We start from the raw sequence: 14,913 nt of genomic DNA, 5'->3' as shown, positions 1-14,913 counted from the left end.
ACTAAATTATGAAAAAAATCTTTAACTCATGGAGTATAGATAATCCTGTTCTGAAATTTGATCTTAAAATGAAACTAACATTGTTTTTATTGGTATGCTCTCTATTCCAATTAAGTGCAAATAATTCGTATTCTCAGAATACTAAATTAACGCTGGATATGAATGAAGTTACTGTAAATGATGTTATTAGAGAAATAGAATCATTGTCTAAGTTTAAATTTTTATATAATCGAAGAGAAATTGACTTAAATAGAGTTGTTTCAGTTAAAGTAAAGAAAAAAAGAATCTCAAAAATACTGAAGACTCTTTTTTTTGAAACAAGCACAAGCTTTGAAGTTTTCAAAGAACAGATTATACTAAAAAGAGATATAGCTAAGGAACTGCCTAATGTATCTAACGAGGCTATAATACTTCAATCTTCGGTATCTGGTACTGTTACAGATGCAGCAGGTGTTCCTCTTCCTGGAGCAAGTATTCTAGAAAAAGGAACAGCTAATGGAACATCAACAGACTTTGATGGAAAATACGATATTGAAGGTGTAAAACCAGATGGTGTGCTAGTATTTAGTTACCTAGGCTATAAAAGTCAAGAGGTGTTAGTGGACAACCAATCCATTATTAATGTAGTGATGGAAGAAGATGCATCCTCTTTAAGTGAAGTCGTAGTGATAGGTTATGGGGTGCAGAGAAAATCAGATCTTACGGGAGCTATAACATCAGTAAAAGCTGAAGATTTCACCCAAGGAGCCAATTACGATGCTTCACAGTTATTAAACGGAGCCGCTTCTGGTGTAAATGTAAGTCAAGTAAGTTCTGCACCTGGAGCCGCTTTAAAGATACAAGTGCGTGGTGCTGGTTCAATAAATAGTGATAATTCAGTACTCTTTGTAGTTGATGGCTTGCCAGGAGTAGATCCTCAATCTTTGAGTCCAGGAGACATAGAATCAATAGATATCTTAAAAGATGCATCTTCTGCAGCAATTTATGGAACAAGGGCAGCTAATGGGGTTGTTTTGATTACTACCAAAAAAGGGAAGGCAGGAAAAACCTCTTTAACTTATAGTGTATATACAGGTTTTCAGTCCGTTGCAAAAGATTTGGACGTCTTAAGAGCCCAAGACTATGCCGATTTGGTCAATTTTAGAGCACCAGGCACCTATACAGCAGAACAGATTGCAGGGTTTGGGCAAGGTACTAATTGGCAAGATCAAATCTTTCAAAATGCTACAGTACAGAATCATCAAATCTCATTATCAGGGGGGAGTGAAAAAGGGAATTACTACTTAGGTCTAAATTATTTCGATCAAGGAGGTATTGTAAAAAGTTCTTCGAGTAAAAAATATAATATACGCCTTAACCTACAATCAAGACCCGTTGATAAACTCTTACTTTCTGTCAATGCAAATTTTACAAGGCAAACAAACAACGATATTCTTTTTTCCAATGGAGCCAATGAGGGAGCAGGCCCTATCAATTCCGCCATTCAATTTGACCCGACTCTATCTTCAGGTTTAGATGAAAACGGTAAGTACTTTTTAAACCCAGCCATTGCTTTAGATAACCCTTTGGCATTAATTAATGGAATAGATAATCAAACGGTTTTCAGTAGATTTTATGCTTCATTAAATGTAGATTATGAAGTTGTTGATAACGTTACAGCAACACTTCGTTTAGGAGGTGAATCTAACTCAGCACGAACAGATTTATATAAAAACCGATTAACCATAGAAGGTCTTGGTAATGGAGGCTCAGCAGAAGTAAGCACTAATGAGTACACACATTGGCTGGTAGAAGCTTTGTTAAAGTATAGTAATACATGGAATGATAAACATAATTTTTCAATTTTAGGAGGTATTACTTTAGAGGAGTTTTTAACACGAGGTTTACGAGCGGAGGCTGGAGGTTTTCTTACCGATGGTACAGGAACTAATCTGTTACAAGCTGGTAATGGCGAACTAAATGATAATGTGTTTAGTAGTAAATTTAAAAATCAACTTAACGGTTTTATTGCCAGAGCGACCTATGACTATGAGGGAAAATATTTTTTAACAGCCTCATTTAGAGTAGATGGTTCTTCAAGATTTGCACCCGATAATAAATATGCCTTTTTCCCTTCTGGCGCTATTGGTTGGAGATTGAGTAAGGAAAGTTTTCTAGAAGACAACAAAGTTATAAATGATTTAAAACTGCGTATTGGCTATGGTGAATTAGGAAATCAGGGAATCAATAATTTTGAAACACGACAAACGCTGGTGTCCTCTGGCAGTAATTCTGTTTTTGGAGGCGCAGTAGCCCAAGGGGTTGTTGCAGCACGTTTACCAAATCCCGATTTGAAGTGGGAAACTACGAAAGAGATAAACGTGGGTATCGATTATGCTCTAGTGAACAATAGAATTTCTGGTTCAATAGATTATTTCAACAGAAAGACCTCAGATCAACTTTTTATTAAACCGCTACCAGCAGTAGTTGGTTTTAGTGAAGTTCGTACTAATATTGGAGAAGTGCGTAACACAGGGATTGATTTTAGTTTAAGAACTTACAATATTGATAAGGAAGATTTTAAATGGAACTCAAACCTTACATTATCCTTCTTAAAGAACGAAGTTACTGAATTACCTGATTTCACCCAAGAGATCGTAGGAGGTAGAATAGGAACTTTTATTAGCCAGTATTCTTTGGTACGAGAAGGAGAGGCTTTACAATCGTTCTACGGTTATGAGATTGACGGAATTTTTCAAACAGGCGATGACATAGCAGGGTCGGCTACACCTACTTTTTCTCCTGGGATGCCTCGTTTTGTAGATCAAGATGGTGATGGTGATGTAGATGGAGATGATCGTGTAGTCTTAGGAGACCCTTTCCCTGATTTTACGTTTGGATTCAACAATTCATTTAAATATAAAAACTTTTCATTAGAAATATTTCTACAAGGAGTTCAAGGTATTGAGACCTTAGATGCAAACGTTACAGAAGCATTATACCCTACCAACGATTTTAGAAACTCAATTTCTAAATATTATACAGAACGCTGGACAGCTTCTAATCCATCAAATACATTCCCTTCTGGAGAAAACCCAAGTTTGTACGGAGGAGCAAGGGCTATTAATTCCCTAACCATAGTAGATGCTTCCTTTATAAGGCTAAAAAACATTACTCTAGGATATAATGTGCCTGTAAAAGATACATGGGGAATTTCATCACTGGGGCTATTTATTGCTGCCGATAACTTATTTACTATTACTGATTTTGATGGGTATGATCCCGATGCAAGTTCTGAAGGTTTAGACCCCAATGAGGGTTCTGGTGGAGGAACTTTTGCTGTTGCCCGAGCTTCATTTAACAGCTATCCATTGGCAAGAACAATTCGTCTAGGTTTTGATATTAAATTTTAAAAGAAATAGCAATGAAAAAATATATAATAATAACACTAACAATTTTTCTGTTTTTTAATTGTGAAGACTTTCTGGAAGAAGAGGTTTTTACAGAAAATGATCCTTCTGTTTTCTTAACAAATAAAGAGGGGGTAGATGCACTCTTAACAGGAGCATATAGCAAATTTGTACTTACTAATTTTCCAGGTAATGATTATTTCTGGTTACAAGAAGTAAACACAGATATTACATGGGAGACTGGTGGAGGTATCAACAGGGTATTATTCCCTTTGATAGAATTCACTTGGGATCCCAATCAACCTTATTTCGAATGGCAGTATGTGAAATTTTATGAAGCTATCGCTGCTTCTAATAATGTTCTTTCGGTTATAAAAGGGCTTGATAATCTCGATGATGCAACAACACGTCAAATAGAAGCCGAAGCCAGATTTATAAGGGGAACATCATATTACATACTTCATGATTTTTTTGGCCCAACACCAATTATTGAAGTGCCAGAGGGAGCTAGCTTAGATGAAATTGAAGCCATTGGTAAAGAAACACCAAAGGCAACTGAAGAGCAATATCGTACTTATGTACAAGGAGACTTAATGTTTGCCGCCGAAAATTTGGAATTTGGAGGCGTTTCAAGTAGAGCAAATCGAGGAAGTGCGCTTGCTGTATTAACGAAATTCTACTTAAACAATAAACAATGGACTGAAGCTGCAACTAATGCGCAATTAGTGATTCAAGGAGGAGGCTATGAACTTTATGATGATTTTGTAAATCTTTTCTCGGTTGCAGGAGAAGGTAATAATGAGTACATATACCGTTTCGAAAATTTGGTTGGGTCAAATCAACAGCATCCGTATATGCCGTTGGCCTTTCCTCCTAATTATCCGATTCAGAGTAATTGGGCAAATTTTGGAGCACAAGCACGAACTTATACAGCATTTTATGAGACTTTTGATTTAAATGATGTTAGAAGAAATAGTTTTATACGTGAGTATACACCAACTACTACAGGAGTACTAACTCCTTTAGATAGAGACACCAATGGTAATGCCCTAGATGACGTTAGGAGTTTTAAATATGTACCAGACCCCAATGCAGCAGGTCTTTGGAATGGGAATGATGTTCCTTTTGTTCGATTGGCTGATATTATACTCTCTAGGGCTGAGGCATTGAATGAGCTGGATGGACCGACCCAAGAAAGTATTGATTTAATTAATGAGATTCGTAATCGTGCTCAGGCCAATGAGGTTCTTTTAACCGATTTTGCAGACAAAGAGGCTTTGCGTGATTTTATACTTGCTGAACGGGGTAGAGAATTCTTTACTGAAAGTTTGCGAAGACAAGATTTGATACGTCATGGAAAGTTTATAGAAAGAGCAATTGCAAGAGGGAAACCAGCTCAGGCTTTTCATGTGCTTTATCCTTTTTCACAAGCTCAGGTTGACAACAACCCAAATTTGGAACAGAACCCAGGATATTAGTATAAATGGTAGTACTTAAAATAAAACTACATCCAATCAAGTGAGAAAGAATATTGGAGTATTGAAAATTATGCTCCAATATTCTATTCACGTAATGATTTTCACATAACCGTGCATGGAAGCACACTTAAATGATATCACGAATGCATTTGCAATTCATCAAAATCTAGATAAAATGAATAGGACAACACGAAGTATTATATTTTTATGCCTCTTCATATGGGGATGTAAACATAAAGAAAAGGAAAAAGAGACTCATGTTATTCCATCTCAAGGAAAAACAAATGTCGTTTTCATTTTGGTAGATGATTTAGGGTGGAAAGATTTGGGTTGCTATGGCAGTACATTTTATGAAACACCGAATATAGATAAATTAGCATCAAAAAGTGCCGTTTTTGTAAATGCATATACTCCAAATCCAGTGTGTTCGCCAACACGAGCTGCTATTATGACAGGTAAATATCCTTCGCGAGTTGGTATTACAGATTGGCTTCCTGGTCATGATCCTAAGGATAAACCTTTATTAGGTCCGCAAGACCTAAACCAATTACCTTTAGAAGAAGTAACATTTGCAGAAGTATTAAAAGAAGCAGAATATAAAACCTTTTTTGCAGGGAAATGGCATTTGGGTGATGTTGGCTTTTTTCCAGAAGATCAAGGTTTTGATATTAATAAAGGAGGTCATCACATGGGGCATCCCTCAGGGGGTTATTATTCACCATATAATAACCCAAAACTAACTGATGGTCCTGAAGGAGAATATCTTACAGATAGATTAACCATTGAAGCAATGTCTTTTATAGATACTAATAAGGATAACCCATTTTTAGTCTATTTGGCATATTATACTGTTCACACACCTATAGAAGCCAATAAAAAATATCTTAAAAAGTTTGAGGACAAAAGAAAAAACTTAAAGGACACGCTTATCATCAAACAAAAAGAAGGGCCTAGTAAAACCATTATGAATCAATATAATGCAGAGTATGCTTCAATGATATATGCTTTAGATGTTAATGTTGGAAAACTTATTAAAAAGTTGGAAGATTTAGATTTAATGGATAATACGTTAATTGTATTTACATCTGATAATGGAGGATTAACAACTACGGAGAAAAATTATAATCCCCCAACGAGTGTACGTCCTTTAAGGGCAGGAAAAGGTTGGGTATATGAAGGAGGTATAAAAGTCCCGCTAATTATTAAAAAACCAGGAAAAACAGAGATGAAAAAAATAGAAAGTGATGTGATAAGTATGGACTTATTCCCGACAATTTTGGATGTTTTAGAGCTACCACAACGCCCAGATTTGCATATAGACGGTTTAAATTTAAATGTTATCATGGGGGACGAAGATTTTGATATACATGATGCGCTGTTTTGGGATTATCCTCATTACCATTCTAGTGGTTGGACACCAGGTCAGGCCATAAAAAAAGGAGATTGGAAACTCATTTATTTTTTTGAAACGAATACCTGTGAACTTTATAATGTAAAGGAAGATATTTCTGAAAGTAATAATCTAATTAATCAATATCCTATGAAACTAGAAGAGTTGAAACAAAAATTGGAGACTTTCAATAAGAGAATGAAAACAAAATCACCAAAAGAAAATAGTGTAAAATAAGCTCTTTGAGAAGTTTATATAACCATTTAAGTAGTTAGTTTAATTTTAGTTTAACAGGAAAGGGTAGTCATTATAGGAGTTTTGGCTACCCTTACCTTAAAATACTTAGCCAAGAACAATCATGAAATTAGCGGATAATTATATGAAATGTTTACAGGGTATTTTCCTTCTTATAATAAGTGTATTTGGATTATTTTGCAATGATAGCTATTCTCAAAGTGTCCCCAAATACTATCAAAACCCAATATTATCAGGGTTTTATCCAGACCCCAGTATTTGCAGAGTTGGAGATGACTACTATATGGTAAATTCTTCTTTTGAGTGGTTTCCAGCCATTCCAATTCACCATAGTAAAGATTTGGTAAATTGGAAACTAATTGGTCATGGTCTCACAAATAAAACCCAGATAAATATTCATTCTAACGTCAATAATTCTCGAGGTATTTATGCCCCAACAATTCGATATCATTCAGGAATTTTCTATATTATTTCTACTTGTGTAGAATGTGGTGGTAATTTTTATATCACCTCTAAATCTCCAACAGGACCTTGGTCTCATCCAATTTGGTTAGAAGAAGCACCTGGGATAGACCCTTCTCTTTTTTGGGATGATGATGGACAATGTTATTACATAGGAAATGAAAACGTAAGTGAGAATACCAGAAGATGGATTGGAGAATCATTCATTTGGATGCAAGAAATTGATTTGGAAAAAGGGAAACTTATTGGAGAAAGAAAAACACTAACCTATGGTCACGCTATAAATGCACGTTGGACAGAGGCACCACACTTATACAAAATCAATGGTAAATATTTGCTTATGGTTGCAGAAGGAGGATCTTCACATAATCATGCTACTACAGTTTTTCATAGCGATAATTTATGGGGGCCATACATAGCAGATCAAGCAAACCCTGTGTTTACACATCGACATTTAGGAAAAAACTACCCTCTTTGGGCTGTAGGTCATACAGATTTGGTGCAAACTCAAAAAGGAGATTGGTGGGCGGTGTTACATGCTAAACATAGAGTTGATGGGTATTCTATTTTAGCAAGAGAAACTTATTTGGTATCAGTTACTTTTCAAGAGCAAACCCCTTTATTCAATCCAGAAATCGGCATTTTAGAAAGTAAAAATATGTGCCCTGATTTACCATGGTCTCCGAATAAATTAAATAACACTATTGATAATTTTCAATCTAATGAGTTAAATTCTGAATGGAACTTTTTAAGAACGCCCCAATATAAATGGTATAGTTTCAAGGAAGACGAATTAGTTTTAGATGTTCGACCCAAAAAAATAGAGCGTTTATCTAATCCAAGTTTCATAGCTAAACGTGTTACTAATCATGAATTTATTGCAAAAACAACAATGAAGTTTAAGCCCAAAAATAAACATGAAAAAGCTGGAATTGTGTTGTACAGAAATGCAAATTCTAACTTCCAGTTTTTAAAGCAAAAAGATTCCATAGTATTAATAAAAAATACAATTGAAGGAAAAAAGACTATTGCTAAAATAAAATTTAAAAGTACACGTGTTATCCTTAAAATAGAAGCGTATAAACCTAACCTAGCTACATTTAGTTTTAGTGAAGATGGTTTGAAATTTGAGCAGGTAGGAGAATCCCAAGACCTTTCAAACCTAGCTGATGAAATAGGAGTAAGGTTTAATGGTTTATATATTGGAATGTATGCAACTAGCTCAAATAAACTGTCAAAAAATAAAGCTTATTTTGATTGGTTTGTGTACAAATAAGAGAACAATCAAAATGATTATTATGTAATTATCACTAATAATATTAGATGACGGGCTATAGATTTAGTTCTGTCACCCCGTCTAAATCAGGTAAAATAAAAATTTCGATAATTATTTGATTGTCAGTTTTTTTAATATTTATTCATGTCATTTTGTTTGATGTCAAACAATAGTTTTTTAAAACACGATTTGTACATTTTGCTTTTAGAAAAAAACACTCATTTTCTAATTAGGTAAAGATACGGTTTGATCTTGAGCGTAATAATCATGAGCACTTGTAACACTCACCCACCAGTAGTAAATTTATAGATTCAACTTTATAGCCATTAATAGGTGATAAAGAGGTGTTTATGGGTAAGTGTTCAACTTCTCCACAAGTTCAGAAAGTAATGCTTCAACAGCTTGTATTTTCCTAATAATACCCATAGAACAAATTTATTACAACTTTGTTGCAATAACAAATGTTATATTTATATTTGCAACTAAGTTGCGTTAAAAAGCATTTAATGAGATTAATTACTAAAAAACCCGATACCTTAGGAGCAATAGCAAGTACTTTATGTATGGTACATTGTATAGCCACCCCATTACTATTTATAGCACATACTTGTGCCGAACATGGTTGCTCTACAACTCCTACTTGGTGGAAAAGTTTAGATTATTTTTTCTTATTCATTTCTTTCTTTGCAGTATATAGATCTACCAAAACCACCTCTAAAAACTTTATGAAACCTTTATTGTGGTTGAGCTGGAGTGCTTTATTTCTAGTTATTTTAAATGAAATGTTAGGCATTTATCACGTACCAGAGGGTCTTACATATACACCTGCACTAGCATTAGTAGCTCTGCATTTGTACAACTTGAAGTATTGTCAATGTAAAACAGAAAATTGTTGTATAAATCATGGATAAAGAACACATAGAAATAATAGGCAATAATCATATGGCTTCGAGTGTTGAAACGCCTTTACGCTTAGACGCTTTTGATAAATCTGATAATGAAAAAATTAAAAATATTGAACATCATTTTGAAATAATAATGAAAGAGTTGGGCCTTGATTTAACAGATGATAGTTTATCAGGCACACCTTATAGAGTAGCCAAAATGTATGTTAAGGAATTATTCTATGGCTTAGATCCTAAAAATAAACCCAAACTATCAACTTTTGAAAACAAATATGGTTATAATAAGATGTTGGTGGAACAAAATATAACCATAGACTCTGCTTGCGAACATCATTTTTTACCAATAACTGGTCATGCTCACATTGCTTATTTACCTAAAGACAAAGTTGTGGGACTTTCAAAAATAAACAGGTTGGTAGATTATTATGCGCATCGTCCTCAAGTTCAGGAACGCTTATCATTACAAATCTTAAGAGACCTTCAAAATGTTTTAGAAACTAAAGATGTGATGGTCATGATTTCAGCAAAACACTTATGTGTGTCTTCAAGAGGTATAAAAGACAAAGATAGCTTTACTACCACTGTAGAATATGGAGGTTGCTTTGAAAACAAAGTATATCGTGATGAATTTTTAAATGTTATTAATAATCAAACACTATAATAATGATAACAAAAAAACAGGTAATAGATGCCCAAATTACTTGAGGAGAAGGCGTTGTTAAAATTGGTTCACTTAAAGAAACTAGGTTAGAATGTGAAGTATTCACCAATGTATTTTTAGATAAACTTTATGCTTTTAAAGAAGGAGCTATATCGTTTAAACTTGAATGCTCAGGTAAGGAAAACAATAAACTAAAATAAAAGTAAAGACAAATAATTATGTCAACAATAAAAATAGGAATCATTACCGTAAGCGATAGAGCAAGTGCCGGGGTTTACGAAGATGTAAGCGGAAAAGCCATCATAAATACGTTAAACGATTATTTGATTTCAGATTGGGACGATGTTTATAAAATAGTTCCTGATGAACAAGACATTATTGAAAAGGCGATTATCAATATGGCCGATAATGAAAAATGTTGCTTGATAGTTACAACAGGAGGCACTGGACCTGCAAAAAGAGGTGTGACACCAGAGGCTACCGAAGCTGTATGCGATCGCATGATACCAGGGTTTGGTGAGCTTATGAGAGTTGAATCTTTAAAGTACGTACCTACGGCTATTCTATCTAGACAAACCGCTGGACTAAGAGGAAGTAGTCTAATTATCAATTTACCAGGAAAACCAAAGTCAATTAGAGAATGTTTAGATGCTGTTTTTCCTGCTGTTCCTTATTGCATTGACCTTATGGATGGGCCATTTCTAAAATGCGATGAAAACGTCATAAAGCCATTTAGACCAAAGAAAAAATAAAAGACCCAAACCAAAATTATGGAAGCAATCATTACCATTGTAGGTTTTTTAGGAGCTGGAAAAACGACACTTTTAAAGTACTTAATTGATGATTTTAGTGATAAAGGTTGGCATCCATTTATTATTCTCAATGATTATGAAAATGCCAATATGGATACGCAACAGTTTACCAAACAAATTGAGCAAAAGACTATTAAGGCCTTAAGTGGTAGTTGTATTTGTTGTAGTGGCATTATGGAGCTTAGAAATATAGTGAATAGAATTCCTGAACGAAAAAAAGGCATCACCCTTATTGAAGCCAATGGTACCTTTGATGCGTGCTCACTTATTGAATTTCTTGGTGTTGGTCTTAACGATAGGTTTCTTCCTCCTATTCAAATATCTGTAGTTGATGTAAAAAATTGGCAACAACGTGGAAAGCATAACGAACTTGAATCTAATCAAATTCAAGTATCATCACTTATTGTTTTAACGCATCTAGAAAATATACCATTAGATAGGAAATCTAAAGTTATTCAAGAACTTAAAGTACTCAATCCAACATCTAAAATCATTGAAATAGATGACATCGAAGTAGAGCTGCTTCCTAAGCTTTTACCATCTACCAATACCGCTAAAGAATTCGAACATTTAAAAGCACATTGGGCTTCTTGTTCAACAGATTTACCCAATCTACCTCATAGAGACAGTATTTATAAAATTTGTGCTTCGCTACCAAAAAGTATACTTCGAGTTAAAGGTTGTACCAAAATTGGGCACGATGAAAATTATACTTATTTTGAACGAAAGCCTGATGGAGAAATACATATTAGGCCATTCAATGGTATTCCTGTAACTGGTGCAAAACTTTTAACCATTGGTCCAGGAAGTACACCTTTTATACTTAAAAAGGCTATAAAAGTAAGTTTAGTATAAGGAAATCAAGAAGTAGATTCTTGTGCTTTTTCCGCATTTTTAGAAAAAATGAGCTTTGGTTTAAACCACTGAAGCTAAATTAAAGACAACGAATTTATTTTAATAAGGAAGAACTCCAATGTGCTAATCTTTATTAAGTCGTATTATCGATTTTGTAGCTATTACAAATAGTATTTGCACTGCTTGTAGTTAACGAGTATTTACAAATAGAGACTTAAAATTTACAAAACAAAACACCTTTTTTTTTAATAATCATTTACTTGCCATCAAACTTTAAGCTTCAATTTTTAATTTAAAATGAATATTAAGATTTGTTTATCGGAATTTTAGAACAAAAATTAACATGCTTTTTAATAATATATAGACAAATATCAGCTTATAAATTGAAGCGTTAATTATAGAAAAAAGAATTTTATGAGAAAAAGAATTACGCTAATACTTGGAATTTTATTGCTTTTTTTGGCAAGCCAATTAAGTATGGGCCAAGTTAGGATACCAAAAATTGACATAGAAGATTTTACAGGTACCGAAGAACAAGCCATGGAAAAGATGGCAACCTTACAAGAACTAATAACCCAAGCAGAGAATGAAGGGTTTGATGCTACTAAGGAAAAAATGGCAATAAGTTTAGCAGAGGTATTCCTCTTTTATGCCAAATGGGATGAAGATAACAAATCTTCATTAGTATCAATGTTTGATGGTTTACATAACTTTCATGAAACGACTCCAGAAAAGTTAGCCGAGAATTTAGCAACTTATGAGAGAAGTGCAGTAATCACAGTTTTAGATGAATCGATTGCTACGTTAACTGGTATTATTAATGGAGATATAGTCAGAAACCCTATTCCTAATATCGATTGGTCACAAATATCTTATAATGGAAATCAAATGATATTTGATGGTAAACCTATTTATCTGGCTGATTATAGTGGAAAGCAAGGGACAGCAGGACCACATAAACTTACAGATTTTTTTGGATCTTACGGAGGAGATTACGTAGACCCTAGACATGTCTCAAAAGAAGACGGAACCATTGTACCATGGTTAAGAAACGAACTAACAACCAAGCCAAGCGGTAATTTTGGAACTTTCTTTTTTGGTCATAGAAGAACGCCAGATTGGTTGCTTCAAAAATATCCAGAGATAGAAACAGGACGTGCATATTATACTGCTTATGATATAAGCCATCCAGGAGCAAGAGAAGTTGTAGGAAAACTTTGCGCGGGCATTGTGCCTCTTACAAAAGGTAAAAATTACACCAAGCAAGGTTATATGTTAACTAACGAGCCACATTGGAATTTATCTGGTACTTGGCAAGTGGTTGAATTTTCAGAACATGCTAAAGATAGTTTGAGGAATTGGTTAGAAAATAAACATACAGATATTGCTAACCTAAATACATTATGGGGCAAAAACTTCGCAAGTTTTGATGCTGTAGAAATAGATGATTTTCCAATGCCAACCAGCGAAAGAGGAAAGCCCATCTGGTACGATATCATGAAATTTAACCAAGATAGAGTTACAAGTTGGTTCAAATTTTTTAATAATGAAGTATTAAAACATGACCCAGATGCAAAAACACATATTAAGCTAATACCTGGTATGTGGTCTGGAAATGGTAGACACAATGGTTTAGATTTTGAGGCATTGACAGATATGACTGTAAATATTGGTAATGATGCTGGTGCCAAAAATTCATTAAGATGGGGAGCGCCAAAGCCTTGGCAAGATCGTTATCATTATTCATGGAGTGATTTTGCAATGTCTTATGACTTCTTTAGATCCGTATCCCCTAACAAAGTTAATTATAACTCTGAAAGTCATTTTATACAGTCAGGAGGTTTTACAGACCTGTTTTTAGACCCGTCATATGTGCGCTCTGTAAATTGGCATGCTATACTTCAAGGTATGAATTCAGCTAAAACATGGTACTGGCCAAGAACCACAGATGGTGGGTATAATAGCAATGAATTTGAAGTGGCAGGTTCTATAGTTCAGCAACCAAGAGCCGTCTTTGAATTGCATTCAACATTTATGGATCTCAATGCAAATTCAGAGCATATATCAGCCTTACAACATATAAAACAACACATTCGCTTATTTTACTCAGAAACCTCGGCTATAAATAAGTCCGATCATATGAGTGGTTTGTTCGAACTTTATGAGTCCTTATATTTTGAAGGACAATCTATAGGATTTGCTACAGAGAACATTATTAAAAAACAACCAAATTCAAATTGGGATGTGATTGCTGTATTCCAAACAGAATATGTTACCGAAACAGAACTCGATGCATTACAATTGTATTTGGATAATGGAGGTACAGTAATTATAGATGCCATAAGTTTAAAAAAGGACGAATACGGAAGGAGTTTGACTAAGACCCTAAATACAAACAATGGAGGTGTTTTACTCTCTGCATCGTCAACGGAAGATTTTACAACAAAAACATTAAACTTAGTAAATGATAAGGGACATTCACCAATTTTTACATTGGCAGAAACCAATGATATTGGCAAAAAAGGGTGTGTATGGAGAAGTTATGTTAGTAATGAAGGCGAAAACATTATAAATATTATTAACATAGGAAAAACAGAAGCTACATTAGAATTAGGTTTAAAAGGAAATAGTAATACTTTGATCTGTACTAACTTATTAACAGGGGAGAAATTGGATGATAATTTCACCATGCAACCAGAAGTGGTCTACTTGTTTTCAGTAAGAGAGCGCACGGTAGAGGACAATCGATTTACTATTACCACAGCAGGTGAAACCTGTCCAGATCAAGATAATGGTAAGATAAATATAGTTGCAGATATAGAGCAGGATTACGTAGTAACCTTTGATGGCACAGATACAAGTTTTACAAAAGATATTGCTCTAGAAGGGATACAACCAGGGACATACGAATTATGCATCAAGGTAGAAGGGTCTGCAGTTATTAAATGTTATAATTTAGAGATAAAAGCCGCTACATCTGTATCGGGTACTTCAAAAGTTGATAATAAGTCTGGAACCATGTCTGTTGAAGTAGAGGAAGGTACGGCACCTTACACAGTTTTAATAAACGATGCGGTTGCTTACCAAACCAGTGCAACATCATTTAGTGTGCAGGTAAGCCAAGGTGACGAAGTACAAATAAAAACAGACGTAGAATGCGAGGGGCTTATGCTAAAACGTGTAGACTTTCTAGATAATATAAAAGCATACCCTAATCCAACAACAGGAGTTATCGAGTTAGATATACCCGTATTGGTAGAAAGTGTTTCAATAAATATTTATGGGTTGCAATCCCAGATTATTTCGTCTCAGGTATATCCTGTAGTTTCAGGAAAGGTACAAATAAATTTAGAAGACAAACCAGATGGTATTTACTTTGCAGAATTACTACTGGATAGACCTGTTAATGTAAAAATTGTAAAAAAATAAA

The 14,913-nt window shown here is 34.3% G+C and carries 9 protein-coding genes; all 9 read left to right on the top strand.

The window, feature by feature from the left end; translation table 11 throughout:
• The first annotated feature begins 8 nt into the window (after positions 1–8).
• The 9 genes from HHX25_RS05240 to HHX25_RS05200 all read left to right on the top strand — a co-directional run bounded on the left by HHX25_RS05240 (position 9) and on the right by HHX25_RS05200 (position 14,912).
• A complete protein-coding gene (locus HHX25_RS05240) occupies positions 9–3,392 on the top strand; it encodes a SusC/RagA family TonB-linked outer membrane protein (RefSeq protein WP_169670869.1) in 3,384 nt (1,127 codons plus the stop codon).
• A gap of 11 nt (positions 3,393–3,403) precedes the next feature.
• Complete coding sequence (locus HHX25_RS05235; protein ID WP_169670866.1) at positions 3,404–4,867, top strand: RagB/SusD family nutrient uptake outer membrane protein; 1,464 nt, start codon at positions 3,404–3,406, stop codon at positions 4,865–4,867.
• 115 nt (positions 4,868–4,982) lie between these two features.
• Positions 4,983–6,494: a sulfatase gene (locus HHX25_RS05230; protein ID WP_205957994.1), complete on the top strand. Its 1,512-nt coding sequence runs from the start codon at positions 4,983–4,985 to the stop codon at positions 6,492–6,494.
• A gap of 121 nt (positions 6,495–6,615) precedes the next feature.
• Positions 6,616–8,250 carry a glycoside hydrolase family 43 protein gene (locus HHX25_RS05225; RefSeq protein WP_205957993.1) on the top strand — a complete coding sequence of 545 codons (1,635 nt, stop codon included), beginning with the start codon at positions 6,616–6,618 and terminating at the stop codon, positions 8,248–8,250.
• 506 nt (positions 8,251–8,756) lie between these two features.
• Positions 8,757–9,161 (top strand): MerC domain-containing protein, encoded by a 405-nt coding sequence (locus tag HHX25_RS05220; RefSeq protein ID WP_169670864.1) that lies wholly within the window; start codon positions 8,757–8,759, stop codon positions 9,159–9,161.
• A complete protein-coding gene (gene folE / locus HHX25_RS05215; protein ID WP_205957992.1) occupies positions 9,154–9,816 on the top strand; it encodes a GTP cyclohydrolase I FolE in 663 nt (220 codons plus the stop codon). The genes HHX25_RS05220 and folE overlap by 8 nt, the downstream gene beginning before the upstream one ends.
• 218 nt (positions 9,817–10,034) lie before the next feature.
• Entirely contained in the window at positions 10,035–10,568 is a 534-nt protein-coding gene (gene mog / locus HHX25_RS05210) for a molybdopterin adenylyltransferase (RefSeq protein ID WP_169670862.1), read from the top strand.
• Between the two features lie 18 nt (positions 10,569–10,586).
• Entirely contained in the window at positions 10,587–11,483 is an 897-nt protein-coding gene (locus tag HHX25_RS05205; protein ID WP_169670860.1) for a GTP-binding protein, read from the top strand.
• A 414-nt stretch (positions 11,484–11,897) separates the two neighbouring features.
• Positions 11,898–14,912 carry a beta-galactosidase gene (locus HHX25_RS05200; RefSeq protein WP_169670858.1) on the top strand — a complete coding sequence of 1,005 codons (3,015 nt, stop codon included), beginning with the start codon at positions 11,898–11,900 and terminating at the stop codon, positions 14,910–14,912.
• The last annotated feature ends 1 nt before the right edge of the window (position 14,913 follow it).

Origin of the sequence: Flavivirga algicola (assembly GCF_012910715.1) — a bacterium.
GTDB lineage: Bacteria > Bacteroidota > Bacteroidia > Flavobacteriales > Flavobacteriaceae > Flavivirga > Flavivirga algicola.
Note: the sequence above shows the minus strand (reverse complement) of the source record. Positions and strands in the feature narration are given on the sequence as shown.

What these genes read in the sequence shown, in the direction of transcription:
- HHX25_RS05240 (WP_169670869.1), top strand. Translation starts at nt 9, where the DNA reads ATGAAAAAAATCTTTAACTCATGGAGTATAGATAATCCTGTTCTGAAA.
- HHX25_RS05235 (WP_169670866.1), top strand. Translation starts at nt 3,404, where the DNA reads ATGAAAAAATATATAATAATAACACTAACAATTTTTCTGTTTTTTAAT.
- HHX25_RS05230 (WP_205957994.1), top strand. Translation starts at nt 4,983, where the DNA reads ATGGAAGCACACTTAAATGATATCACGAATGCATTTGCAATTCATCAA.
- HHX25_RS05225 (WP_205957993.1), top strand. Translation starts at nt 6,616, where the DNA reads ATGAAATTAGCGGATAATTATATGAAATGTTTACAGGGTATTTTCCTT.
- HHX25_RS05220 (WP_169670864.1), top strand. Translation starts at nt 8,757, where the DNA reads ATGAGATTAATTACTAAAAAACCCGATACCTTAGGAGCAATAGCAAGT.
- folE (WP_205957992.1), top strand. Translation starts at nt 9,154, where the DNA reads ATGGATAAAGAACACATAGAAATAATAGGCAATAATCATATGGCTTCG.
- mog (WP_169670862.1), top strand. Translation starts at nt 10,035, where the DNA reads ATGTCAACAATAAAAATAGGAATCATTACCGTAAGCGATAGAGCAAGT.
- HHX25_RS05205 (WP_169670860.1), top strand. Translation starts at nt 10,587, where the DNA reads ATGGAAGCAATCATTACCATTGTAGGTTTTTTAGGAGCTGGAAAAACG.
- HHX25_RS05200 (WP_169670858.1), top strand. Translation starts at nt 11,898, where the DNA reads ATGAGAAAAAGAATTACGCTAATACTTGGAATTTTATTGCTTTTTTTG.